Raw genomic sequence first — 23,128 nt, forward strand, 5'->3', positions numbered from 1 at the left:
TCGTTCTCCCAAACCGAGGTCACTTTGGGCGACATGCATCAGAGCGATTTCTGGAGCTGCGCTTCCCGCGCCGCGCGCAGCCGGGCGAAATCGTCGCCGGCGTGGTGCGATGAACGCGTCAGCGGGCTCGATGCCACCAGCAGAAAACCCTTGGTCCGGCCGATCGTCTCAAAGGATTTGAATTCCTCCGGGGTGACGAAGCGGATTACCGGGTGGTGCTTTTTCGACGGCTGCAGATATTGGCCGATGGTCATGAAGTCGACATTGGCCGAACGCAGATCGTCCATCAGCTGCAGGATTTCATTCCGCTCCTCGCCCAGCCCGACCATGATGCCGGACTTGGTGAAGATCGACGGATCGAGTTCCTTGACCCGCTGCAACAGCCTGATCGAGTGGAAATAGCGCGCGCCCGGCCGGACCTTCAGATAGTTGGACGGCACGGTTTCAAGATTGTGGTTGAAAACGTCGGGCCTGGCCGCCACGACGATCTCGAGCGCACCGTCCTTGCGCAGGAAATCGGGCGTCAGGATTTCGATCGTGGTCGACGGCGTCGCCGCGCGGATGGCCCGGATAACGTCGGCGAAGTGCTGCGCGCCGCCATCGGCGAGATCGTCACGGTCGACCGAGGTGATGACGACGTGGCTGAGCCCCATCTGCTTGACGGCATGCGCGACGCGGGCAGGCTCATCCGGGTCGAGCGCGGTTGGAATGCCGGTGGCGACATTGCAGAAGGCACAGGCGCGGGTGCAGATCTCGCCCATGATCATGAAGGTGGCGTGCTTCTTTTCCCAGCATTCGCCAATGTTGGGGCACCCAGCCTCTTCGCAGACCGTCACCAGCTTGTGGGATTTGACGATCTCGCGCGTCTCGGCATAGCCCTTCGAGACCGGCGCCTTGACGCGGATCCAATCCGGCTTGCGCAAAACTTCCTGGTCGGGCTTGTGCGCCTTCTCGGGGTGCCGCAACCGCGGCGCGTTGGCGATCGTGTCGAGGACAGTGACCATCTGAACCCTGGCTTTTCTCGCGATCGCCCGTCGGCGATCGTCACTTTTACGTCATCTAGGACTTTTCGGCACAAAGAAAAAGGCTGCAGCGGCGCATGCCGCTACAACCGTTTTCGCATAGCCGCAACGATATGCCTTTAACGGCGCACCAGGCGTCCGACCCAGATCAGCAGGCAGGCACCGATGAAGCCGGTGATCAGATAGGCGGTCCAGCCGACGCCGAACACGCCGATATTGAGAGCCTGCAGGATTGCGTTCAGCACCACCGCGCCGACGATGCCCATGATAATGTTCATGAAAATGCCGGTGTTGCTCTTCATGACCATTTCGGCGAGCCAGCCTGCCAGGCCGCCGATGATGATGGCTGCGATCCAACCCACGCCGTTCAAGTGCATTTGCCTTCTCCTTGCGCACGTAAAAATGCATCCGGAAACGAACTACGCTGCCGAAGAGATCCTGCGGCTTTCGCGGCTGAGTCTCTTGTGGCGAATCTATCATGCGTTCAATGCGCGGCCATAGGCGTCGAGCACGCTTTCCTTCATCATCTCCGACAGCGTCGGATGCGGGAAGATGGTGTGCATCAGTTCTTCCTCGGTCGTTTCGAGGTTCATAGCCACGACAAACCCCTGGATCAGTTCGGTCACTTCGGCGCCGACCATATGGGCGCCGAGCAGCTGACCGGTCTTCTTGTCGAAGATGGTCTTGATGAAGCCCTGGTCCTCGCCCAGCGCGATCGCCTTGCCGTTGGCGGCGAACTGGAAGCGGCCGACGCGGATATCCTTGCCTTCGGCCTTGGCCTTGGCTTCCGTCAATCCGACGGAAGCGACCTGCGGATTGCAATAGGTGCAACCGGGGATCTTGAGCTTGTCGATGGCATGCACGCCAGGGAAATTGGCGATCTTCTCGACACATACGACGCCTTCATGCTCGGCCTTATGGGCAAGCATGGGCGGGCCGGCGACATCGCCGATGGCGTAGATGCCGGGTACATTGGTCTTGCCGTAGCCGTCGACGACGACGCAGCCGCGATCGGTCTTCACCCCAAGGGCTTCAAGGCCGAGATTCTCGATGTTGCCTTGCACGCCGACGGCCGAAATCATGCGGTCGGCGGTGATCTTCTCGACCTTGCCGTCCTTCATCTCGACATGCGCGGTGACCGAGTTGGCACCCTTCTCGACCTTGGTCACCTTGGCCTCGAGGATGATCTTCATGCCTTGCTTCTCGAACTGCTTTTGCGCGAATTTCGAGACTTCGGCATCCTCGACCGGCATCACCGCCGGCAACAATTCGACGACCGTCACGTCGGCACCCATGGTGCAGTAGAAGGAAGCGAATTCGATGCCGATGGCGCCCGAGCCCATCACCAGCAGCGACTTCGGCATCTCCTTCGGCACCATGGCTTCAAAATAGGTCCAGATCAGCTTGCCGTCCGGCTCGATGCCGGGCAGTGCGCGCGGCCGCGCACCGGTCGCCAGGATGATGTGCTTGGCGGTGTAGGTGCCCTCGCCCTTGACGCCCTTCGGCACAGGCGGCTGCGGCTCCATCGGCTTCTTGGCGGTCTTGGAGACGACGACCTCACCGGGCTTCGACAGCTTGGCTTCGCCCCAGATGACGTCGACCTTGTTCTTCTTCATCAGGAAAGCAACGCCGCCATTGAGCCGCAGCGAGACTTTGCGCGACCGGTCAACAACGGCCGATGTGTCGACGCTGACCTTGCCGTCGAGCTTCAGGCCGTAATCCTTCAGATGATCGGAATAGTGCATGATCTCGGCCGAGCGCAGCAGCGCCTTGGTCGGAATGCAGCCCCAATTGAGGCAGATGCCGCCGAGATGCTCGCGCTCGACGATCGCCGTCTTGAAACCAAGCTGGGCGGAACGCACCGCCGTGACATAGCCGCCCGGGCCGGAGCCGATGATGATGACGTCATAGTTCTCAGCCACGATTTTTCTCCTTCAATCACAATTCCAGCATGACGCGCACGACCGGTGTCAGCGCCTTGCCGATGTTTCGCGTGTTTTCGGCGTCGAGATGGACGCCATCGAGCGGTGTGGTTTGCGCCACCGTGCCGGCATCGAAGAAGCCGCAGCCAACCTCGTCGGCGAGCGCCGCATATTGTGGGGCGAGCTGCTTCGATGCCTCTTCGCCGCCGGCAAACATTTCCTTGAAGTCGGCATTTTCGGTGCGGCTTACAACGGGCGGCGACATAATGAGTATCTGCGGCGCCGGCCAGTCGAACGGATAGTCATGGCCGCGCACGATGTCGATCAGCCGCTGGATGCCTTGCTTGGCCGCGACCGGATTGCCGTGGATCCACGGCTTCATGTCGTTGGCACCGAGCATGATGACGATCAGGTCGATCGGCGCGTGTGTCGTCAGCACCGTCGGCAGCAGCCGCGCGCCGTTGCGATCGGCTCCAGCCAGGTGATCGTCGAAGGCCGTGGTGCGGCCATTGAGGCCATCGGCGATGACCTGGACGCCACCGCCAAGCCCGGCCTGCAGCACGCTTGGCCAGCGATCCTGCAGCGCATGGCGGCCACCCTCGGCATCGTAACCCCAGGTCAGCGAATCGCCGTAGCAAAGCACCGTCTTCATCCGTTCACCCCGTCCTTGCTTCAATCAAACCCGCGCCCTGCTCGCCAGCGCACAACGAAAAGACGAGGGTGAAGACAACCGTTGCCAACGCTGAGAGCAAGAACACCAGGATGTATTCTCCCTGTGCGTTGGCGAGGATAGCCGGTTGCCGTGCCCGCCAACGCCGCCGGCGAATCCGGAAAGGATGAAGACGAAAAGGCTGGTGAAGAATTTCCGCACCGCCTCTCCCCTTGCCTAGACCAGCATGCCCATCGGATTCTCGATCAGCCGCTTGAAGGCGACGAGCAGTTCGGCGCCAAGTGCCCCGTCGACGGCACGATGGTCCGTCGACAGCGTCACCGACATCACGGTGGCTATTTTGATCTCGCCGTTCTTGACCACGGCCCGCTCCTCGCCGGCCCCGACCGCCAGGATCGTCGCATGCGGCGGGTTGATGACGGCGGCGAAGTCCTTGATGCCGAACATGCCGAGGTTCGACACCGCCGTGGTGCCGCCCTGATACTCTTCCGGCTTCAGCTTGCGGCTGCGTGCACGGCTCGCCAGATCCTTCATCTCGTTGGAGATGGTGGACAGCGACTTCTCGTCGGCATGCCGGATGATCGGCGTGATCAGCCCACCGGGGATCGAGACGGCGACGCCGACATCGGCATGCTTGTGCTTGACCATGGCGCCTTCGGTCCATGAGGCATTGGCATCCGGCACCGCCTTCAGCGCCATGGCCATCGCCTTGATGACCATGTCGTTGACCGACAGCTTGTAGGCGGGAGCCTCGCCCTTGTCGGTCTTCTTTATCGGTGCGGCGGCATTGATCTGCGTGCGCAGCGCCAACAGCGCGTCGAGTTCGCAGTCGAGCGTCAGGTAGAAATGCGGAATGGTGGTCTTGGCCTCGACGAGGCGGCGCGCGATGGTCTTGCGCATATTGTCGTGCGGGACCAGTTCGTAGGAGCCTTCCTCGAACAGCTTCAGCACCTGGTCGTCCGACATCGCCTTCACGGCAGGAGCGGAAGCAGCAGCCGGTGCGCCGGCCGGAGCCTTGGCCGCGGGCGCCGCCTTGGCGCCGCCACCGGCGATCGCCGCGTCGACGTCCGCCTTCACCACCCGCCCATGCGGGCCGGTGCCGGTCACACCAGACACATCGACGCCGGCTTCCTTGGCGATGCGGCGCGAGCGGCGAGGCGAAAGTGCGTCCTTCACCCTCCCCTTGCGGGAGGTCGGTTGCCCGGCCGGGGTGGGGCGCGGCGGTGTTCACCTCACCCGCGCTCCGGCGCGACCCCATCAGAGGGGGAGGTGGGAGCTTCCGCTTTCGGCGCCTCAATCTTTGCCGGCGCAGCACCACCACCGCTTTTCGCGGCGGTGCTTGCGTCCTCGCCCTCGGCAGCAAGCACCGCTATCAGCGCATTGACCTTGACGCCCTCAGTGCCGGCGGGGACGACGAGCTTGGCGACCGTGCCCTCATCGACGGCTTCGACTTCCATCGTCGCCTTGTCGGTCTCGATCTCGGCTATGACATCGCCCGGCGAAACCTTATCGCCTTCCTTGACCAGCCACTTCGACAGATTGCCCTCTTCCATCGTGGGGGAGAGCGCCGGCATGGTGATGTTGATTGGCATGTTGTCCTCCCGCCCGGTTCAGCGATACGTGACGGCTTTGACCGCCTCGATGACCTCGCCGACATTCGGCAATGCCAGTTTTTCGAGGTTGGCCGCATAAGGCATCGGCACATCCTTGCCGGCAATGGTGATGACCGGCGCGTCGAGGAAATCGAAGGCGCGCTGCGAGACCTGGTTGGCGATGTGGTCGCCGACCGAGTTCTGCGGGAAACCCTCTTCCACCACGACCAGCCGGTTGGTCTTCTTGACCGAGGCGATGATCGTGTCGAGGTCGAGCGGGCGGATGGTCCTGAGATCGATGATCTCGGCGTCGATGCCCATGCCGCGCAACTCGGCTTCCGCCTTCACCGCATAGGTCATGCCGATACCGAACGAGACGATGGTGACGTCCTTGCCTTGCTTGTGGATGCGCGCCTTGCCGATCGGCAGCACGAAATCATCGAGCTTCGGCACGTCGAAAGACTGGCCGTAGAGGATTTCGTTCTCAAGGAAGATGATCGGGTTGGGGTCGCGGATCGCAGCCTTCAGCAAGCCCTTGGCGTCGGCGGCCGTATACGGCATCACAACCTTCAGGCCCGGAATGTGGCTGTACCAGGCGGCGTAGCACTGCGAGTGCTGGGCAGCGACACGGGCGGCAGCGCCGTTCGGCCCGCGAAACACGATCGGCGCCCCCATCTGGCCGCCCGACATATAGAGCGTCTTGGCTGCCGAATTGATGATCTGGTCGATCGCCTGCATGGCGAAGTTGAAAGTCATGAACTCGACGATCGGCTTCAGCCCGGCCATCGCCGCACCCACGCCGACGCCGGCAAAACCGTGCTCGGTGATCGGCGTGTCGACGACGCGGCGCGGTCCGAACTCCTGCAGCAACCCTTGCGTGATCTTGTAGGCGCCCTGGTATTCGGCGACCTCCTCGCCCATGACGAAGACATCGCCGTCGCGGCGCATCTCCTCGGCCATGGCATCGCGCAGCGCTTCACGCACGGTGGTCGAGACCATCTCGGTGCCGGCAGGGATATCCGGATCGGCGGCGATCTCGGTCTTCGGCGCCGCCGCGACTGGTGCCGCGGCCTCGGTCTTGGCCGCAACCGGTGCCGGTGCAGCCGTTTCAGCCTTGGCAGGCTCTTCGCCTATGCCTTCGCCGGCCTTGTCGGTGTCTTCGCCTTCAACCGCAAGCACGGCGATCACCGCGTTGACCTTGACGCCTTCGGTGCCGGCTGGAACCACGATCTTGGCCAGAGTGCCTTCATCGACTGCTTCGACTTCCATCGTCGCCTTGTCGGTTTCGATCTCGGCGATAACATCGCCGGCGACGACCTTGTCGCCCTCGTTCTTCAACCACTTGGAAAGATTGCCCTCTTCCATGGTCGGCGAGAGAGCGGGCATGAGAATTTCGATCGGCATGTCCTGGCCCTCCCTTACAATACGATATCGGTCCAGAGCTCGGACGGATCCGGCTCCGCATCGTTCTGGGCAAACTCGGCGGCGTCGGCGACGATGTCGCGAACTTCCTTGTCGATGGTCTTCAATTCGTCCTCGGTCGCCCACTTCTTCTCGATCAGCCGCGCCTTGACCTGCTCGATCGGGTCATGCTCGGAGCGCATCTTCTGCACTTCTTCCTTCGAGCGGTATTTCGCCGGATCCGACATCGAGTGACCGCGATAGCGATAGGTCTGCATTTCGAGTATCAGTGGGCCATTGCCGGCACGGCACCATTCGGTGGCGAGCTCGCCGGCGGCCTTGACCGCGCGCACATCCATGCCGTCGACCTGGATACCTGGAATTTTGAAGGACGCACCCCGGTGCGAGAAATCCGTCTCCGCGGAAGAGCGCGAAACCGACGTGCCCATTGCGTAGCGGTTGTTCTCGATGATGTAGATCACCGGCAGCTTCCACAGCGAGGCCATGTTGAAGCTTTCATAGACCTGGCCCTGGTTGGCCGCGCCATCGCCGAAATAGGTCAACGAGACATTGTTGTTGTCGCGGTAGCGGTTGGCGAAGGCCAGCCCGGTGCCGAGCGACACCTGCGCGCCGACAATGCCGTGACCACCGTAAAAATGCTTCTCCTTGGAGAACATATGCATGGAGCCGCCCTTGCCCCGTGACAGGCCGCCACGGCGCCCGGTCAGCTCGGCCATGACGCCGCGCGGAGAAAGCTCCATCGCCAGCATGTGGCCGTGGTCGCGATAGGCGGTGATCATCTGATCGCCCTCGATCAGAGCCATCTTCATGCCGGTGACGACCGCTTCCTGGCCGATATAGAGATGACAGAAGCCGCCGATGAAGCCCATGCCGTAGAGCTGGCCGGCTTTTTCCTCGAAGCGGCGGATGAGCAGCATATGCCGGTAGGCGGCAAGCTCTTCGTCCTTGGTGAATTCCGCGGGCTTGGGCGCGGAAAGACCCGATTTGCCGTCGGATTTCGATTTGGCAGGCGCTTTTCTGGCTGCGGTGGCCATGCATCACTCCCTGTTGGCGTCTCTTTGCGGACATTAGGGCAGGATGAAATCCGCCCTGGGAAGATCAGCTCTCCCCACCGATTTATGCAAGGCTAACACGCGTTAAAGCGTTGCGCCATGACGAATTTGCATAGCTGACATGCGCCTAAGCGATTAAAATCATTGAAAATATTGGTGATTAACTGAAATACAGTTATTTCGACGAAGCCGGCAACATGATGGTGATCTCATCAGCCTGGGAAAGATTAAGCGCCCTGCGCGCCTGCTCGTCGAGCATGTCCTTCTCCAGCGTGCCGTCATGCATGAGCCGAACGCGCCGCTCGAGTTCCATCCGGCGTGCCTTGACGGCATCGAGCTGCGCTTGCAGCGCGACAGTCTGGGCTTCCAGCTGATACTTCGAATTGATGCCGAATTCGCCGTGATAGGCATGGAAGCCGAAATAGGCCAGGAACACGACGCAAAGCGAAGGGATGATCAGCCGGCCGGTATTTCTCTGCTTGTGCTGACGCGTCCACATCGCCCGTTCCCTCGCGGCCGCGAACTCAGGCGGCTCACGATCTTTTTCACCCGATTGTGCTTAACGGACGGTTACGGAGCCCTGCCCGGTGACAGCGAAATGAAAAAGGGCGGGAATGACCCCGCCCTTCGTTCAACATCCGCGTTCAATGGCTTTGGATCAGCCCTTGATCACCGACTTGCCGGCGTAGCGCGCCTGCTTGCCGAGTTCTTCCTCGATACGGATCAACTGGTTGTACTTGGCCATGCGGTCGGAGCGCGACAGCGAACCGGTCTTGATCTGCCCGCAATTGGTGGCGACGGCGAGATCAGCGATGGTCGAATCCTCGGTCTCGCCGGAACGATGCGACATGACGGCGGTGTAGCCAGCCTTGTGGGCGGTCTCGACCGCGTCGAGCGTTTCGGTCAGCGAGCCGATCTGGTTGACCTTGACCAGTATCGAATTGGCAACGCCCATGCGGATGCCGTCGCGCAGGCGCGCCGTGTTGGTGACGAAAAGGTCGTCGCCGACCAGCTGCGTTTTCTTGCCGATCAGGTCGGTCAGGTACTTCCAGCCTTCCCAATCATCCTCGGCCAAGCCGTCCTCGATCGAGATGATCGGATAGTCAGCGGCAAGCTTGGCGAGATACTTGGCCTGCGCCTTGGGGTCACGCGTCTTCTTCTCGCCCTCATAGACGTAGTTGCCGTCCTTGAAGAATTCGGTGGCGGCGCAATCGAGGCCGAGCGCGATCTCCTCGCCCGGCTTGAAGCCGGCCTTCTCGATCGACTCCATGATGAAATCGAGCGCCACCGGCGCGCTCTTCAGGTTGGGCGCGAAACCGCCTTCGTCACCGACATTGGTATTGTGGCCGGCATCCTTCAGCTTCTTGCGCAGCGTGTGGAAGATTTCAGAGCCCCAGCGCACGCCTTCGCGCAGCGTCGGCGCGCCGACCGGCAGGATCATGAATTCCTGGAAGTCGATCGGGTTGTCTGCATGCGCGCCGCCATTGATGATGTTCATCATCGGCACAGGCAGGATGTGCGCCTTGGTGCCGCCGACATAACGGTAGAGCGGCAGGCCGGCGGCATCGGCCGCGGCCTTGGCCACCGCCAGCGAAACGCCCAGAATGGCGTTGGCGCCGAGCCGGCTCTTGTTGGGTGTGCCGTCGAGTTCGATCATCGTCTGGTCGATGTGGATCTGGTTTTCGGCTTCCATGCCGCCGATCGCCTCGAACAGTTCGCCGTTGACCGCCTCCACGGCCTTCAGCACGCCCTTGCCGAGATAGCGGGCACCGCCGTCGCGAAGCTCGACGGCCTCATGGGCACCGGTCGAGGCGCCTGACGGCACCGCGGCGCGGCCCATCGAACCGTCTTCGAGTACGACATCGACCTCGACGGTCGGGTTTCCACGGCTGTCCAGGATTTCACGTCCGACAATGTCGATGATGGCGGTCATTGCGATGTCCCCGATTGATCTGACGAAAGGTCGCGCCCGTCTTAGCCAAAGCGACGCAAAAGGCAATCCAGCCATGGCCGAATAGTGCCGCCAGCCCGATTCACGAAGCGCAAATTTCTGTCATCATAAGTCATGCGCCCAGACATCAATTTCGGGTTATGGCTATTGTCGCGCGGGGCGAAACAGGAGGAGTTTCGCCATGTCCGAGTTGAGCGGTATTGTCAGTCTGTTTCTGATCGCGGCCGCGTTGCTGACATCATGCGATAATCAGCAGTCGCCGCCAAAGGCCATCGTTACCTTGCCGGCCTTGAGCATCAGTGAGTGACGTTGGTGCGGAATCAAAAAGGGCCCCGTCGAAACGGGGCCCTTTTTGCATGTGGGGTCAATGCCAGTAGGGCGTGACCTTGTAATACTCATAGGACGCATCGCGCGCCCTCTCACCGTCCGCGCCGGCCAGTTCATTGATCGAATAGGCGGGCGCCGCCTTCAACTGCTCCTTCGAGAACGGCACGACGTAGCCGCCCTTGTCTTCATCATAGTCGAGAGTCGCCCAAGGAATGGCGTGGTACTTCTCGCCGATGCCGAGAAAGCCGCCAAACCCGATCACCGCGAACATGATGCCGTTCGACGTCTTGTCGAGCATGATGTCCTCGATGCTGCCGATGCTCTTGCCCTCGGTGTTGTAGACGGATGTGCCGATGACTCGCGAAGCGGCAATGGCTTCGGTGTGGCCTGTCTGTGTTGTCATGATCTGCTCCTCGTTGTCGTTGAACACTGCTTTGACAATGAGGCGGACGGGCGAAGGTTCCCGACTTTTTAAGCGTCGGACGGTCACTCAGCGAGAATGAAAGTCACCTTCATGTTGACGCGGTAGGCTGAAATCTTGCCGTCCTCGACGACGATTTTCTGATCCTGGATCCAGGCGCCTTCCACGTTCTTCAGGGTTTTCGACGCGCGGGCAATTCCCTTCTCGATGGCGTCCTGAAAACTCTTCTTCGACGACGAGGTAATTTCGGTGACGCGGGCAACAGACATGGCTTTCCTCCTGCCAAGACGCTCATTTGCCGGCCAAGCGTACAACCGGCCCCTGTCCACCACAAGCGGAGGCAGGGGAGCGCCCGCTCAGAGGCCCTTGGCTATCCGGTCGAAGGCCATCAGCCTTTCGAGAAGCGCCGGCATGTCCTTCAGCGGCACCATGTTCGGTCCGTCGGAAGAGGTCGAATTGTCGGGATCCTGATGGGTCTCGATGAAGACGCCGGCAACGCCGACGGCTACGGCCGCGCGAGCCAAGGTTTCGACAAATCGACGCTCGCCGCCTGACGAACCGCCCTGCCCGCCCGGCTGCTGGACCGAATGCGTAGCGTCGAAAATCACCGGAGCGCCGATTTCGGCCATGATCGGCAAGGCCCGCATGTCGGATACCAGCGTGTTGTAGCCGAAGGACGCGCCGCGCTCGGTGGTCAGGACATTGGCATTGCCGGAACCCGTGATCTTGGCGACCACGTTCTTCATGTCCCAGGGCGCAAGGAATTGCCCCTTCTTGACATTGATGACCTTGCCGGTCCTTGCCGCTGCGACCAGCATGTCGGTCTGGCGCGACAGGAAGGCAGGTATCTGCAGCACATCGACATGCGGAGCGACGATCGCGCACTGCTCCTCGGTGTGGACATCGGTCAGCACGGGAAGCGAAAACGCCTTGCGCAGTTCGTCGAAGACGGGAAGCGCGGCATCCATGCCCGCGCCGCGTGTTGCCGACAGCGAGGTGCGGTTGGCCTTGTCGTAACTCGTCTTGTAGACGAGGCCGATGCCGAGCCTGCCGGTCAGTTCCTTCAGCGCGCCGGCCATGTCGAAGGCGTGCTGGCGCGATTCGAACTGACACGGGCCGGCGATCAGCGCCAAGGCCGCATTGTTGTCGAAGACGACATTGCCGACCGTTACCGACGAATTGGGCGTCGTCGAAGTGGACGCTTGGGGCTTGCTCATGGGATCTCCCGGAAGATGAAAGCCGCGCCCTGTCCGGATGCGGGCTGCACGACAATGTCAGAGCCAGCTATATCGTGCTGGATGGCATTGGCTGCAAGCAGGCTCGATGTGGCATCGGCGCTGCGGACCCCGAAGACGACCGCCGCGAAGCGGAGCTTCGTCGGTGAACCGGCCGAAACACCAAAGCGCGCGGTGAAAGACACGGGATCGAGCACGCTCAGCGTTGCATTTGGCAAATGAAACGCTGAGCCCACGCCGGCAGCGGGATTCCCCAACGCCACGGAAATCAGCCGCGACTGTTCGGCAGGGTGGTCGCTGATCGCCACCACTTCCATGATGCCTGTGGCGCCATTGGCGTGGGCCTGCAAAGCCGCGCGGTCCACATCAGGCGCATTGATGCGCTGGCAGGCAAAAAGAAACGCATCGGTTGTGTCATTGGCCGAGGCGAAGGCCAGCTTGAATGACGCTACGTCGCTTTTGCCCGATGTATCGGTGAAAGCGCGTGAAAAGCTCAGCGTGCCTCCCGCCGACAGGCCGGCCTCGACATAGCGCGCATGGTCGGCATCGGCGTTATCGGTTCCCAGCACCACCGCGGAAAATCCCTCATCGCCGCGGCTTTCGCGGTAGAGGCGGTCGCGCGCGACGAAGACATTGCCCTCGACAGCGGCCTTGATCGTGGCCTGTTCGCTGCCAATCGCGAGCGGCTCCAGATAGGTGCCGTCGGCGAGGAAAACGCAGCAGTTTTCCGTTCCAAAGGGATGGATGCCGGTCGGGGCGACGACGAAGCCGAGCGAAGTGAGCCGGGAACGCGCCACATCGAGGTTCTGCGTCGGCAGCACCAGATGATCGAGCGGATGAATGCCGGCTGCTGTTGTTCGGGTCATGCAGGCGGGCATGTGCATCATTCCGCAAAACGGTTCAAGGTCTTCTTCTCATCCGCCACCGCGGGATCTGACGCAGCGGCATCCCCCGCGCGGGGACATAACCCGCTGGCTTGAGTGCATGGCGTTGAGGTCGGCAAATCAAGTCGTCGTCCTGACCGAGACATTCGGCAGGGACGTGTACGGCTATCTGATAGGGCATCGACAACGGCGCCCCGCTGGAGCAGGCGCTGGATCAGCTGCCGGCCACGACATCGGCGGAATAGCGCAGCTCGCGCAAGGGTTTGACCTTGCTGGTGGTCCGCGCATAGAGCGGATGCGCCTTGTAAGCGGCCAGCGCCGCGTCATTGGCGAACTCGGCGTAGACGACGACATCGACTTCATCCGACAACGGGTCGACCTTGGTGTTCAAAGTGACCTCGAAGAGGCTGGAATGAGGAATGTCGCCAAGCGCCAAAAGCCCGCTGCGCACAGCCTCCACATCCTCCTTGCGCCTGGCGCTGAAGAAAACGATATGCCGGATCAATTCCGCCTCCTCGATCTGAATGCCGGGTCTTTAGTGACGGCGGTCCCCTCGCGTCAACCGTTCATGACGCCACGCGTCCTTGCGACGCGCCCGCTCGGCGCCGTACCGCATCTCGCGATGACCAACGCCTGGGATCTTCGGAAGGGACGTCCAGGTCGGGAGGGGCTGCTCAGGCCTTGCCGGTGACGTAACGAACGATATGGGAGAGTTCCCTGACCGACATGTCGAGATACCGGCCCTGATTGTACAGGCCATCCCAGATCAGGAAGAATGCGACGGCGGCAATGACGATTACATAGCGCATGGCTAAAGCTATCGCACAGGCATGGCGGCGGCCATAGCCGTTTTTGAATTCGGGCAGCAACTCGACGCGAGGGAGCAGATACCAAGCGCCACGTGGCACAGCCCAGCCAATGGCCTGCCTCTTGAAGTTCCCCCTCATGACGTGGAAGATTGTGACAGGCATTCGCTGGGAAGCGCTGAAGCTTTGGCTAACAGGCGCGCGCTTTCGTTCGAGCCCGCCTCGCGCCGAACCCATGAGATACCGGGACCAGGCAAGGGCGTTCGAACCTGGCGAATGATCCAACAGAATCGTGGCCCGGCAATTTGCGCCAGAACCACGGAAATCCAGGGGTGTGAAATGGCACATGGGGAACATCACAGCGCAGCGCTGAGCGAAGCGGTCAGGCTCGACGAATTCAATTTCGCCGAGATCGTCAAGGGCCTGCCGGCCAAGGCGCGCATGGTGCTGTCGGCGGCGATGAACCTGCCGCGCGGTTCCCTCAAGGTCAGGATGCCGGACGGCCGCGCCGTTCTGGTCGGCGGCAAGGCGCCCGGCCCCGACGCCGAGCTGGTGCTGAAGAATTGGCGGCTGCCAGGCCGCGCCTTTTCCGGCGGCACGATCGGTGTTGCCGAATCCTATATGGACGGCGATTGGGAAAGCCCGGACGTGACCAGCTTCCTGGAATTGTTCGTGGTCAATTCGGTGATCGGCGAACGCGTCGCCGGCGGCGCCAGCTGGCTCATCAACACCGTCCAGCGCATCCGCCACTGGTTCAACGAGAACACGCACACCGGTTCTAAGCGCAATATCTCGGCGCATTATGATCTCGGCAACGCCTTCTACAAGGAGTGGCTCGATCCGAGCATGACCTATTCCTCGGCGCTCTACGCCAACGGTGCCAATGATCTGGAAAGCGCCCAGGCCGCCAAATACCGGGCACTGGCCAGGGATACGGGTATCGGCGGAAAGGATCATGTGCTGGAGATCGGCTGCGGCTGGGGCGGCTTTGCCGAATTCGCGGCACGCGAAATCGGCTGCCGCGTTACGGGACTGACGATCAGCCGCGAACAGCACGACTTCGCCAAGGCACGCATCGCCAAGGCCGGGCTCGCCGACAAGGTCGACATCAAGCTGCAGGATTACCGGGACGAAACGGGAACTTACGACCGCATCGCGTCTATCGAGATGTTCGAGGCGGTCGGCGAAAAATACTGGCCGGTGTTCTTCTCGAAGATGAAAGCTTGCCTGAAGCCCGGCGGCACCGCGGGTCTGCAGATCATCACCATCAACGAAGCCGCCTACGACACCTATCGCGCCAGGCCGGATTTCATCCAGCGCTACGTATTTCCCGGCGGCATGCTGCCGACACCGTCGATCCTGAAGGCGCTCGGCAAGGATCATGGCCTTGCGCATCTGCGTGAGCGCGTTTTCCCAGACGACTATGCGCGCACGCTCGCCGAATGGCGACATCGTTTCTGGGCGTCGTGGGAGAAGATCGTACCGCTCGGCTTCGACGATCGCTTCAAGAAGCTTTGGGAGTTCTACCTGCACTATTGCGAAGCCGGCTTCCGCGCCAGCTACATCGACGTGCGCCAGGTGGTCTACAAGGCCTAGGTCGATCTGCCTGTGGGCCGCCTTTGGTGAGCGTCCCCGCGTCGAACTCGCGGGTTAAGCCAAAGCGCCAATCGCGGCGTCTTGATGCGACGTGATGAAACCGCGATCGCGCGTCGGCCGTTCTCACTCATCCGACGCCCCGCGCCAAGATTACGCCGAGCGCCTCTGACCATTGGAGGCTTCCATGAAGCGAACACTTACCGCCATTGCCATCCTGCTTGCCGCCATGTCCGCTGCCGATGCACGGCGCATAACCCCACCGACTGTCATGAACGATCCGCTGGGTGTCAGCATCAGCCCGACCATAACGCCTGGTGCCGGCGATCTCATCGACAACACACCAACCTCGACCATCCACGAGGTGCATGCTCCGGCCGGGATGACGCCCTTGACCGTGCCCAGTGATCCGACCGGCACGTCGCTCGAGCCGACGCAGCCAGTCAGCCCGCAAGCCCCCGCGACGGCACTGCCGCTGACGCCCGAAAACTGAGGGCCGCGCTATGCGCACCAGCCGGGGCAATCGCAGGAAACGAGGCAAATCCGGAACCGGTGAAAAAGATCCGGAATTGCCTTCAATCGAGGAGATGGAGCGGTTCGGCTTTTCCGTGAACCGAACCGCTCTGGACGACCCGGATCATAGCAGGATGCGGTATTTCGCAAAACCGGCTTCGCCCTCGCCCGCCGGTTCGATCTTCAGCGCCTTCACTTGGGCGATGAAGTCCTTTGCCTTGACGCCCGTCTCGAACACGACGCTGGTTCCCGGCAGCGGCGCGAACGACCAGTTGCCGTCGGCCGACGGGTTGATCGTGCCCTGGCTCACAATGTAGCGAACGATGACATCGCGGTTGGTGTCCGGCGCCTCGTAGATGATCTTCGAGGCATTGATGTCGGGAAAATTACCACCGCCGCCGGCGCGGTAATTGTTGGTCGCGACGACGAATTTCTGATTGGGATCAATCGGTTTTCCGTCGAACATCAAGTCGACGATGCGATTGGCGCCGGCATTCGCCACGCCGCCCTTGACATCATATTTCGGCGGCCGCGACAGATCGATCTTGTAGGAGACGCCATCGATGACGTCGAAATTGTAGGACGGGAAATCGGTGTTGATGAGCGTCTGGTCGGGCTTCCCTGCCTCGATCCTGTTGAAGATGCCGGCCGACATTTCCAGCCATTCCTTGACCTGCGCGCCGGTGATTTGGACGGCGCGCACGGTGTTGGGATAGAGATAAAGGTCGGCGACGTTCTTGATGGCGATATCGCCGGCAGGCACGTCGGTGTAGTAGTCGGCGCCATTGCGCCCGCCCGCCTTGAAGGGAGCGGCGGCCGACAGCAGCGGCACATCCTTCCACTGCGTGCTCTTGAGTATGTCCTTCAAGTACCAGGTCTGCGCCTGGCTGACGACCTGCACCGACGGATCGTCGGCGACCAGCGCGAAATAGGAATAGAGCGGCGCTGAGGTCTTGCCGACCGGACGGCGCACATAGGCCAGGGTCGCCTGGTGGTCCTGCTCGAGCGCGGCGATGATGCGCTTGTCGTCGGGGACAGTCGGCTTGTTCTTGTTGTCGACACGCTCGAAGATCGGCCGCGCCTCGGAGGTCGCGGACACGACCTTCCATTTCGATCCGTCACGCTCCAGCATGAGGTCGATCAGACCCATATGCGAGCCCCAGAAACCGCCCATCACGGCCGGCTTGCCCCGCAGGGTGCCTTTTTGCGTATCGACGCCTTCGAGCGACTGGAAATCCTTCTTGCCGGGGAACACCAGATGCTGGTGACCGGTGAACACGGCATCGACGCCATCGACGCCGGCGACGAAGAAGGAGGCGTTCTCCATCATGTCGCCCTGCTTCACATCGATGCCGGAATGCGAGAGCGCGATGACGATGTCGGCGCCCTCTTCCTTCATCTGCGGCACCCAGGCCATGGCTGCCTCGACGATGTCGCGCGTCTTGACGTTGCCTTCGAGATTCTTGAGGTCCCAGACCATGATCTGCGGCGGCACGAAACCGATAATGCCGATCCTGATCGGCTGTTCGGCGCCCGACCCGTCCCTGATCTTCTTGTCGAGGATCACATAGGGCTTGAGGTAGAGCTTGTCGTCACGCGGGTTGGCAGCAAGCTCGGTGCCGCGGATCAGATTGGCGCAGACGAAGGGAAAATTGGCGCCGGCCAGCACCTTGTCCAGGAAAGACAGGCCGTAGTTGAACTCGTGGTTGCCGAGCGTCGAGCATTCGTAGCCGAGCAGGTTCATGCCTTTCATGATCGGATGCAGGTCGCCGTCCTTGAGGCCCTTCTCGTAGGCGATGTAGTCGCCCATCGGGTTGCCCTGCAGCAGGTCGCCATTGTCGATCAGCATCGAGTTGACGGCCTCCTTGCGCACCGCGTCGATCAGGGATGCCGTACGCGACAGGCCCATCGTGTCGTTGGCTTTGTCGGCGTAGTAATCATAGGGCAGCACGTTCACATGGATGTCGGTGGTTTCCATGATCCGAAGATGCGCCTGGTTACCTTGAGCGCGGGCGGAGAAGGGATGAAGCACGATCAGCGCCCCTGTGGCTGCGGCGCCAGCGAGAAAACCGCGGCGGGAGACGGGATGGAGCAGTTGCGACATGTTTTCTCCTGTTCGACTAACTGACGCCCTGCCCCGGAGCGAACTTCGCGCCGAAATAGGCTCAAGTCCACTCAAGAAGTCGCGTGCGTCCGGACATCAGTCCATCAGCTGGAGATGACGCGCGGATGAAAGGAACCGTGAAGAAAAGTCAGGTCTTGTCGTCGTCGCCCTGGGTGATCAGCCGGGCGCTGCGCTGGCCCGTGACGTAGATCCATAGCCAGCTCAGGGAAACCGCAAGCCGGTTGCGGAAACCGATCAGGAAATAGATGTGCGCGATGCCCCACAGCCACCAGGCGAGCCAGCCCGTGAGCTTGATCCAGCCGAAATCGATCGCGGCGGCGCGTTTGCCGATCGTCGCTAGGTCGCCGGCGTGCTTGTAGTGGAAGGGACGTGCCGTCGTATCGCCGGCAAGCCTGGCCTTGACGGTGGCCGCGACATGTCGGCCCTCCTGCTTGGCGGAAGGCGCCACGCCAGGCACCGGCCGTCCATCTGGCCTCAGCACAAGGGCGGCATCGCCGATGACAAAAATCTCCGGGCTGCCGGGAACGCTGAGGTCAGGCTCGACGAGCACCCTGCCCGCGCGGTCCGCCTTCGCGCCCAGCCATTCGGCGGCGGGTGAAGCGGCAACGCCGGCCGCCCACAGGATTGTTCGGGCTGCCAGCTGCTTGTCGCCAAACACAACGCTCTCGGCGTCGCAGCGCGTGACGGCGCGGCCGAGCTCAACCGTCACACCAAGACGTTCCAGCGCCTTGCTGGCGTAACCGGACAGTTTCGGCGCGAAATTGGCAAGGATGCGGTCGCCGGCCTCGATCAGCACCACGCGGGTTTGCCGCGTATCGATATTGCGGAATTCGCCGCGCAGCGTGTCGTGCGCCAGTTCGGCGATGGTACCGGCCAGTTCCACGCCGGTCGGGCCCCCGCCGACGATGGCGATCGTCAGCAGCGCCTGGCGCTTGGCGGGATCGGTTTCGCGTTCGGCCTGCTCGAAGGCCAGGAGAATGCGCCGCCGAATGGTGGTCGCATCCTCCAGCGTCTTCAAACCCGGCGCAAAAGGCTCCCATTCGTCATGGCCGAAATAGGCGTGCCGCGCGCCGGTGGCCAGCACCAGCGTGTCGTAGGCGACCGCGCTGCCGTCATCGAGCAGCACGCGTTTGCCGGCACGGTCGACGCCGGTGACATTGGCCAGCAGCGTCGTCACGTCCTTGCGCTTGCGCAGGAGGTGGCGGATCGGCCACGCAACCTCGGAGGTTGCCAGCGCGGTCGTCGCGACCTGGTAGAGCAGCGGCTGGAAAAGATGATGGTTGCGCTTGTCGATCATGGTGATGCGCACCGATGCGCCGGCGAGCGCACGGGTGAATTCGAGGCCGCCGAAACCCGCGCCGACGACGACGACATGATGGCTGGGTCGGGTCATCTCGTTCACCCCTGACGGCAGGATCGCCTGCGCTAGATGTAGGTATTTTTGTGCAATGCAGCAACAGAAGGGTGGTGCCCGGGACTCGTCGTCCCATGTCGTGAATGCACAAGATGTATCGTGTCGCGAGGTATAGCGTCATCGAACACGCGATGAGGTGACGCATGGCTAACGATCATGACGACCAGGGTCCGGCACAATATGCCTCGCCGCCCTGCTTCATGCATGAACTCGATCCCGCATTCCAGGCGCCGCTATCCGACTGGGCCGATGTGAGACGCTGGCGCAAAGCCGAGCGCGAGCGTCTCATCGCAGCGCGGCTGGCAGTTTCGGCCGACGCGCGAACGGGAATGTCCCATCGCATCGCCGAAGGGCTCGACGCGATCATCGGCGATATCGCCGGCCGCATGGTCAGCCTTTACTGGCCGTTTCGCGGCGAACCGGACCTGCGGCCGTGGATGGCGGCGATCAATGAACGAGGCGGCCGCACCGCGCTGCCCATCGTGGTGGAGAAAGCGCAACCGCTGATCTTCCGCGCCTACAAACCAGGCGACCGGCTGGAGAAAGGCGTCTGGAACATCCCGATCCCGGCCGAGGGCGATCCCGTGCTGCCGGACATCGTCATCTCGCCGATCGTCGGCATCGATCCGACGAACTATCGCCTGGGCTATGGCGGCGGCTTCTTCGACCGCACGCTGGCCGCCATGCCGTTCAAGCCACTGGTCATCGGAGTCGGCTACGAACTGCAGCGCATCGCGACCATCTATCCGCAGCCGCACGACATTCCGATGGACCGGATTGTCACGGAAGCCAGCCAGATGTGTTGAGATTCAGGTCGGGCCGCGCCGAGAATGGCTGAGGGTCCGAGAACCGGAACGGAGCGGAAATTTTGGTTCGTGGATGCCGGAAGCGCGGGACCTTGCCGTTCGCAGGCCGGCGTCACCTGAATATCAATGCCATCTAAGCCATTTCCGGCTTCATCCCCATGGCGGTGCGGTCGACGATCTCACGCAAGGCAAAGGACGAGTTGATCTTGGTGACATGCGGCATGGCCGACAGCCATTCCTTGTGGATGCGCTCATAATCGACAAGGTCCTTTGCCGCGATGCGCAGGATGTAATCGTATTCGCCCGACATCAGGTGGCATGACAGCACGTTGGGGCACCGCTTGATCGCCGCCTCGAAATCCGACAGCGTTTTCTCGAACTGGCCCGATAGCGATATATGCACTATCGCCGTCATCTGGTGACCGAGTGCCGCATTGGAAAGCCGGGCGTGGTAGCCGCGGATGGTGCCGGATTTTTCCAGGTTGTCGAGCCGGCGCGAGCAGGCCGATTGCGACAGGCCAACCTTCTCGGCGAGCGCCGCGTTGGGTATCCTGCCATCCTTCTGCAATGTCTCGAGAATGGCGATATCGATCCTGTCGAGCGGCATTTTTCGTGAATCCTGCGAATATCCTGCCATTTTGCGCAACAATTATCGAAACCTGCCTGTCCGCGCAAGCGCATTCGCAAACACTTGCGCGCCGATTCGTGGTTCACTCAGACGATACAGGGAGTGAGCCCAAAAGGGCCCGGATCAGGAGAAGACAATGCGCGTCGGCTGCCCCAAGGAAATCAAGAACCACGAATACCGTGTCGGCCTCACGCCCGGCTCGGTCCGCGAATATGTGGCGCACGGCCACGAAGTGCTGGTCGAGGCCGGTGCCGGTGCCGGCATTGGCGCCGATGACAACGCCTATCGAGCCGCCGGCGCCACCATCGCCAAGACCGCAGCCGACGTGTTCGCAAAGTCGGACATGATCGTCAAGGTCAAGGAGCCGCAGCCCAATGAATGGGTGCAGCTGCGCGACGGCCAGATCCTGTACACCTATCTTCACCTGGCTCCGGATCCGGAGCAGACCAAGGGCCTGCTCGCTTCCGGCGTCACGGCGATAGCCTACGAAACCGTGACCGACGATCGTGGCGGCCTGCCGCTGCTCGCGCCGATGTCCGAAGTCGCCGGTCGCCTGTCGATCCAGGCCGGCGCCACGGCGCTGCAGAAGGCCAATGGCGGCCGTGGCATACTGCTTGGCGGCGTGCCCGGCGTGCTGCCGGGCAAGGTCACCGTGCTCGGCGGTGGCGTCGTCGGCTTGCATGCCGCCCGCATGGCTGCCGGCCTTGGCGCCGACGTCACCATCATCGACCGGTCGATCCCGCGGCTACGCCAGCTCGACGACCTTTTCGCCGGCCGCGTGCACACCCGCTATTCGACCGTCGAGGCGCTCGAGGAAGAATGCTTCTCGGCCGACATCGTCGTCGGCGCCGTGCTGATCCCGGGCGCCGCGGCACCGAAGCTCGTCACCCGCGAAATGCTGTCGGGCATGAAGAAGGGCTCGGTGCTGGTCGACGTCGCCATCGACCAGGGCGGCTGCTTCGAGACCTCGCATGCGACGACTCACGCCGAGCCGACCTACGAGGTTGACGGCGTTATCCATTACTGCGTCGCCAACATGCCAGGTGCCGTGCCGGTCACCTCGGCCCATGCGCTGAACAATGCGACGCTGCACTACGGCCTGCAGCTCGCCGACAAGGGCCTGAAAGCGCTGGTCGACGACCATCATTTGCGCAACGGCCTCAACGTCCACAAGGGCAAGATCACCAACCGGGCGGTCGCCGAGGCGCTCGGCTACGAACTGGCCGAGCCGAAGGCCGTTCTGGCCGCCTGATACACCCAGAAAAAGTCAACTTACGGATTGTTGCCCGCCGGTTCTCTCCGGCGGGCTTTTTGCTGGCCCATCCAGGCCGATAAGCCCGATTACCCGGCAGATCGGTGTCCGCTGCAGAGGCAGGTTGCCCGAGACTGTTGCATTTTTGTCATACCCAAATTGACAGACTCCCTGTTAGGAACAGCCCGGGTTTATTATTAGGGGTACGGGCTATGCTTACTCGCGTTTCCGCGAAATCTTTTCTCCTCGGTGCTGTTTCTGTCGTGGCGCTAATGTCCGCGGCCCACGCGGCAGACGTTGTACAGCCGGTCGAGGCAAGCGGCTTCAACTGGAGCGGCGCCTATATCGGCATCGGCGGCGGCTTTGGCGCGACCGTGCACAAGGTCAGCGCTCCGGGTGCAAGCTTCAACGGCATCGGTGGGAACGGCGTGTTCGGCGAACTGACCGCCGGCTATGACTACATGGTCAACGAGCGTTTCCTGCTCGGCGGTTTCATCGATGCCAACTACGGCAATATCGGCCCTTCGCTGAGCGTTCCAGGTGCCGATATCGACCTCACGAATTCCTATGGCTTCGACGTCGGCCTGCGCGCCGGCTATCTCCTCAATCCGAGCACGCTCGGCTATGTGCTCGGCGGCTACAGCTGGCAGCATTTCAAGCTGGACGGGTCTGGCGACGCCGATGGGCTCGATTTCACCGAGAATCGCGGCGGCTATGTTCTTGGCGTCGGCATGGAAACCGTGCTGCGCGGCAACTGGACGCTCAAGACCGAATATCGTTATGCCGACTACGGCGACAAGTCGGTTCTTGACTTCGGCGCCGGCTCGCTGAACGTGGAGCCGTCAACGCACACGTTCCATGTTGCTGCCAACTATCGCTTTGGCGCTCAGAATGGCGGCGGCGCTTCTTTCGTGGCTCCAGCCTACAACTGGACCGGCTTCTACGTTGGTGGCGCGCTTGGCGCCGGCACAATGGTGCATGATCTGACTCTCGGCGGCGCACTTGAGCTGAATGGCATCGGGGGCGAAGGTGTCTTCGGTGAAGGCAGCATCGGCTACGACCATGATTTCGGCACCTGGGTCGCGGGTGTCCAGCTTGACGGTCGCTACTCAGGCATCCGGACCAAGCTCGATATTTTTGGCGGATCGATCAAGGGTGACGCCGACTATGGATTCGATGCGCTCGCCCGAGTCGGCGCCAAGGTCAATGAGTCGACGCTTGCCTATGTGATCGGGGGCTATAGCTGGCAGCACTTCAACCTCCATGCATCTGCACCTGGCGGCCCCAGCGGCGATATCTATGACTGGGGTTCCAGTGGCTTCTCGGTTGGCGGTGGTCTTGAAACGGCCGTTTCCAACAATATGACCGTTGGCCTCGAATACCGCTATTCGCAGTATGCGAAGGAAGATTTCGGCTCCGACGGCATCTTGGAAGATACCCCTTCGTTCCAGACCGTGCGTCTGGGCTTGAAGTACAAGTTCAACTAAAAGGCC

The 23,128-nt window shown here is 61.9% G+C and carries 26 protein-coding genes; 7 read left to right on the forward strand and 19 right to left on the reverse strand.

Annotated elements, in window-relative coordinates; all coding sequences use genetic code 11:
- Positions 1–38: 38 nt before the first annotated feature.
- From lipA to eno, 10 genes are all read right to left on the reverse strand, one after another.
- The gene (gene lipA, locus EB230_RS21020; protein WP_056577389.1) at positions 39–1,004 is read right to left on the reverse strand and encodes a lipoyl synthase; all 966 of its coding nucleotides are present in this window, start codon (positions 1,002–1,004) and stop codon (positions 39–41) included.
- 137 nt (positions 1,005–1,141) lie between these two features.
- Positions 1,142–1,399 carry a GlsB/YeaQ/YmgE family stress response membrane protein gene (locus tag EB230_RS21025; RefSeq protein ID WP_027142753.1) on the reverse strand — a complete coding sequence of 86 codons (258 nt, stop codon included), beginning with the start codon at positions 1,397–1,399 and terminating at the stop codon, positions 1,142–1,144.
- 99 nt (positions 1,400–1,498) lie between these two features.
- Positions 1,499–2,944: a dihydrolipoyl dehydrogenase gene (gene lpdA, locus EB230_RS21030; protein WP_056577392.1), complete on the reverse strand. Its 1,446-nt coding sequence runs from the start codon at positions 2,942–2,944 to the stop codon at positions 1,499–1,501.
- Positions 2,945–2,960: 16 nt separating this feature from the next.
- Positions 2,961–3,596, reverse strand: a complete 636-nt coding sequence (locus EB230_RS21035) for an SGNH/GDSL hydrolase family protein (protein WP_056577395.1) — start codon at positions 3,594–3,596, stop codon at positions 2,961–2,963.
- A gap of 234 nt (positions 3,597–3,830) precedes the next feature.
- Complete coding sequence (locus EB230_RS21040; protein WP_246738830.1) at positions 3,831–4,790, reverse strand: 2-oxo acid dehydrogenase subunit E2; 960 nt, start codon at positions 4,788–4,790, stop codon at positions 3,831–3,833.
- 56 nt (positions 4,791–4,846) lie between these two features.
- Positions 4,847–5,206, reverse strand: a complete 360-nt coding sequence (locus EB230_RS32715; protein ID WP_246738831.1) for a biotin/lipoyl-containing protein — start codon at positions 5,204–5,206, stop codon at positions 4,847–4,849.
- Between the two features lie 18 nt (positions 5,207–5,224).
- Complete coding sequence (locus EB230_RS21045) at positions 5,225–6,610, reverse strand: pyruvate dehydrogenase complex E1 component subunit beta (protein ID WP_056567935.1); 1,386 nt, start codon at positions 6,608–6,610, stop codon at positions 5,225–5,227.
- A gap of 14 nt (positions 6,611–6,624) precedes the next feature.
- Positions 6,625–7,662: a pyruvate dehydrogenase (acetyl-transferring) E1 component subunit alpha gene (gene pdhA / locus EB230_RS21050; RefSeq protein WP_056567938.1), complete on the reverse strand. Its 1,038-nt coding sequence runs from the start codon at positions 7,660–7,662 to the stop codon at positions 6,625–6,627.
- A 193-nt stretch (positions 7,663–7,855) separates the two neighbouring features.
- Complete coding sequence (locus EB230_RS21055) at positions 7,856–8,179, reverse strand: septum formation initiator family protein (RefSeq protein ID WP_019858020.1); 324 nt, start codon at positions 8,177–8,179, stop codon at positions 7,856–7,858.
- 159 nt (positions 8,180–8,338) lie between these two features.
- Positions 8,339–9,613: a phosphopyruvate hydratase gene (gene eno / locus EB230_RS21060; protein ID WP_056567941.1), complete on the reverse strand. Its 1,275-nt coding sequence runs from the start codon at positions 9,611–9,613 to the stop codon at positions 8,339–8,341.
- 199 nt (positions 9,614–9,812) lie between these two features.
- On the opposite strand from eno, the gene EB230_RS33005 reads away from it, so the two are divergent.
- Positions 9,813–9,938: a hypothetical protein gene (locus tag EB230_RS33005; RefSeq protein ID WP_281410909.1), complete on the forward strand. Its 126-nt coding sequence runs from the start codon at positions 9,813–9,815 to the stop codon at positions 9,936–9,938.
- A 57-nt stretch (positions 9,939–9,995) separates the two neighbouring features.
- Here EB230_RS33005 and EB230_RS21065 read toward each other — a convergent pair whose 3' ends face one another.
- The 6 genes from EB230_RS21065 to EB230_RS33010 form a co-directional block, all read right to left on the reverse strand.
- A complete protein-coding gene (locus tag EB230_RS21065; protein WP_056568065.1) occupies positions 9,996–10,361 on the reverse strand; it encodes a PRC-barrel domain-containing protein in 366 nt (121 codons plus the stop codon).
- Positions 10,362–10,444: 83 nt separating this feature from the next.
- Positions 10,445–10,648: a dodecin family protein gene (locus EB230_RS21070; protein WP_056567944.1), complete on the reverse strand. Its 204-nt coding sequence runs from the start codon at positions 10,646–10,648 to the stop codon at positions 10,445–10,447.
- An 87-nt stretch (positions 10,649–10,735) separates the two neighbouring features.
- Positions 10,736–11,596 (reverse strand): 3-deoxy-8-phosphooctulonate synthase, encoded by an 861-nt coding sequence (gene kdsA / locus EB230_RS21075; RefSeq protein WP_056567947.1) that lies wholly within the window; start codon positions 11,594–11,596, stop codon positions 10,736–10,738.
- Entirely contained in the window at positions 11,593–12,480 is an 888-nt protein-coding gene (locus EB230_RS21080) for a VOC family protein (RefSeq protein WP_172373904.1), read from the reverse strand. The genes kdsA and EB230_RS21080 overlap by 4 nt, the downstream gene beginning before the upstream one ends.
- Positions 12,481–12,712: 232 nt before the next feature.
- A complete protein-coding gene (locus EB230_RS21085) occupies positions 12,713–13,003 on the reverse strand; it encodes a Dabb family protein (protein WP_056567950.1) in 291 nt (96 codons plus the stop codon).
- Positions 13,004–13,172: 169 nt separating this feature from the next.
- On the reverse strand, positions 13,173–13,307 hold the full coding sequence (locus EB230_RS33010) for a hypothetical protein (protein WP_274534552.1): 135 nt from the start codon (positions 13,305–13,307) through the stop codon (positions 13,173–13,175).
- Between the two features lie 136 nt (positions 13,308–13,443).
- Here EB230_RS33010 and EB230_RS21090 point away from each other — a divergent pair, with 136 nt between their 5' ends.
- From EB230_RS21090 to EB230_RS21100, 3 genes are all read left to right on the forward strand, one after another.
- Entirely contained in the window at positions 13,444–13,584 is a 141-nt protein-coding gene (locus EB230_RS21090; RefSeq protein ID WP_244493995.1) for a DUF1365 domain-containing protein, read from the forward strand.
- 59 nt (positions 13,585–13,643) lie between these two features.
- Positions 13,644–14,900, forward strand: a complete 1,257-nt coding sequence (locus EB230_RS21095; protein ID WP_056567957.1) for a cyclopropane-fatty-acyl-phospholipid synthase family protein — start codon at positions 13,644–13,646, stop codon at positions 14,898–14,900.
- Between the two features lie 184 nt (positions 14,901–15,084).
- Positions 15,085–15,390, forward strand: coding sequence for a hypothetical protein (locus tag EB230_RS21100; protein ID WP_056567961.1), 306 nt, complete (start codon positions 15,085–15,087; stop codon positions 15,388–15,390).
- A 144-nt stretch (positions 15,391–15,534) separates the two neighbouring features.
- Here EB230_RS21100 and EB230_RS21105 read toward each other — a convergent pair whose 3' ends face one another.
- Together EB230_RS21105 and EB230_RS21110 are read right to left on the reverse strand one after the other, a co-directional pair.
- Complete coding sequence (locus EB230_RS21105) at positions 15,535–17,514, reverse strand: bifunctional 2',3'-cyclic-nucleotide 2'-phosphodiesterase/3'-nucleotidase (protein ID WP_056567963.1); 1,980 nt, start codon at positions 17,512–17,514, stop codon at positions 15,535–15,537.
- 148 nt (positions 17,515–17,662) lie between these two features.
- The gene (locus EB230_RS21110) at positions 17,663–18,928 is read right to left on the reverse strand and encodes an NAD(P)/FAD-dependent oxidoreductase (protein WP_172373905.1); all 1,266 of its coding nucleotides are present in this window, start codon (positions 18,926–18,928) and stop codon (positions 17,663–17,665) included.
- A 164-nt stretch (positions 18,929–19,092) separates the two neighbouring features.
- Between EB230_RS21110 and EB230_RS21115 the strand changes: the two genes are divergently transcribed.
- A complete protein-coding gene (locus EB230_RS21115) occupies positions 19,093–19,755 on the forward strand; it encodes a 5-formyltetrahydrofolate cyclo-ligase (RefSeq protein WP_172373906.1) in 663 nt (220 codons plus the stop codon).
- A 133-nt stretch (positions 19,756–19,888) separates the two neighbouring features.
- Here the strand turns inward: EB230_RS21115 and EB230_RS21120 are convergent, their stop codons facing one another.
- The gene (locus EB230_RS21120; protein WP_010909317.1) at positions 19,889–20,362 is read right to left on the reverse strand and encodes an Lrp/AsnC family transcriptional regulator; all 474 of its coding nucleotides are present in this window, start codon (positions 20,360–20,362) and stop codon (positions 19,889–19,891) included.
- A gap of 157 nt (positions 20,363–20,519) precedes the next feature.
- Between EB230_RS21120 and ald the strand changes: the two genes are divergently transcribed.
- Positions 20,520–21,635 (forward strand): alanine dehydrogenase, encoded by a 1,116-nt coding sequence (ald, locus tag EB230_RS21125; protein ID WP_056567969.1) that lies wholly within the window; start codon positions 20,520–20,522, stop codon positions 21,633–21,635.
- 212 nt (positions 21,636–21,847) lie between these two features.
- Positions 21,848–23,122 carry an outer membrane beta-barrel protein gene (locus tag EB230_RS21130; protein WP_056567972.1) on the forward strand — a complete coding sequence of 425 codons (1,275 nt, stop codon included), beginning with the start codon at positions 21,848–21,850 and terminating at the stop codon, positions 23,120–23,122.
- The last annotated feature ends 6 nt before the right edge of the window (positions 23,123–23,128 follow it).

Source organism: Mesorhizobium sp. NZP2234 (genome assembly GCF_013170765.1).
Lineage (GTDB): Bacteria > Pseudomonadota > Alphaproteobacteria > Rhizobiales > Rhizobiaceae > Mesorhizobium > Mesorhizobium loti_D.

Bases quoted from the DNA above. Each gene is read 5' to 3' on its own strand.
- EB230_RS21025 (WP_027142753.1), bottom strand. From the start codon at position 1,399: ATGCACTTGAACGGCGTGGGTTGGATCGCAGCCATCATCATCGGCGGC.
- EB230_RS21105 (WP_056567963.1), bottom strand. From the start codon at position 17,514: ATGTCGCAACTGCTCCATCCCGTCTCCCGCCGCGGTTTTCTCGCTGGC.
- EB230_RS21070 (WP_056567944.1), bottom strand. From the start codon at position 10,648: ATGTCTGTTGCCCGCGTCACCGAAATTACCTCGTCGTCGAAGAAGAGT.
- EB230_RS33010 (WP_274534552.1), bottom strand. From the start codon at position 13,307: ATGCGCTATGTAATCGTCATTGCCGCCGTCGCATTCTTCCTGATCTGG.
- eno (WP_056567941.1), bottom strand. From the start codon at position 9,613: ATGACCGCCATCATCGACATTGTCGGACGTGAAATCCTGGACAGCCGT.
- EB230_RS21120 (WP_010909317.1), bottom strand. From the start codon at position 20,362: ATGCCGCTCGACAGGATCGATATCGCCATTCTCGAGACATTGCAGAAG.
- EB230_RS21035 (WP_056577395.1), bottom strand. From the start codon at position 3,596: ATGAAGACGGTGCTTTGCTACGGCGATTCGCTGACCTGGGGTTACGAT.
- EB230_RS21065 (WP_056568065.1), bottom strand. From the start codon at position 10,361: ATGACAACACAGACAGGCCACACCGAAGCCATTGCCGCTTCGCGAGTC.
- EB230_RS21055 (WP_019858020.1), bottom strand. From the start codon at position 8,179: ATGTGGACGCGTCAGCACAAGCAGAGAAATACCGGCCGGCTGATCATC.
- kdsA (WP_056567947.1), bottom strand. From the start codon at position 11,596: ATGAGCAAGCCCCAAGCGTCCACTTCGACGACGCCCAATTCGTCGGTA.
- EB230_RS21130 (WP_056567972.1), top strand. From the start codon at position 21,848: ATGCTTACTCGCGTTTCCGCGAAATCTTTTCTCCTCGGTGCTGTTTCT.
- lipA (WP_056577389.1), bottom strand. From the start codon at position 1,004: ATGGTCACTGTCCTCGACACGATCGCCAACGCGCCGCGGTTGCGGCAC.
- EB230_RS21100 (WP_056567961.1), top strand. From the start codon at position 15,085: ATGAAGCGAACACTTACCGCCATTGCCATCCTGCTTGCCGCCATGTCC.
- EB230_RS21080 (WP_172373904.1), bottom strand. From the start codon at position 12,480: ATGACCCGAACAACAGCAGCCGGCATTCATCCGCTCGATCATCTGGTG.
- EB230_RS21045 (WP_056567935.1), bottom strand. From the start codon at position 6,610: ATGCCGATCGAAATTCTCATGCCCGCTCTCTCGCCGACCATGGAAGAG.
- EB230_RS32715 (WP_246738831.1), bottom strand. From the start codon at position 5,206: ATGCCAATCAACATCACCATGCCGGCGCTCTCCCCCACGATGGAAGAG.
- EB230_RS21110 (WP_172373905.1), bottom strand. From the start codon at position 18,928: ATGACCCGACCCAGCCATCATGTCGTCGTCGTCGGCGCGGGTTTCGGC.
- EB230_RS21095 (WP_056567957.1), top strand. From the start codon at position 13,644: ATGGCACATGGGGAACATCACAGCGCAGCGCTGAGCGAAGCGGTCAGG.
- EB230_RS33005 (WP_281410909.1), top strand. From the start codon at position 9,813: ATGTCCGAGTTGAGCGGTATTGTCAGTCTGTTTCTGATCGCGGCCGCG.
- pdhA (WP_056567938.1), bottom strand. From the start codon at position 7,662: ATGGCCACCGCAGCCAGAAAAGCGCCTGCCAAATCGAAATCCGACGGC.
- ald (WP_056567969.1), top strand. From the start codon at position 20,520: ATGCGCGTCGGCTGCCCCAAGGAAATCAAGAACCACGAATACCGTGTC.
- EB230_RS21090 (WP_244493995.1), top strand. From the start codon at position 13,444: ATGACGTGGAAGATTGTGACAGGCATTCGCTGGGAAGCGCTGAAGCTT.
- EB230_RS21115 (WP_172373906.1), top strand. From the start codon at position 19,093: ATGGCTAACGATCATGACGACCAGGGTCCGGCACAATATGCCTCGCCG.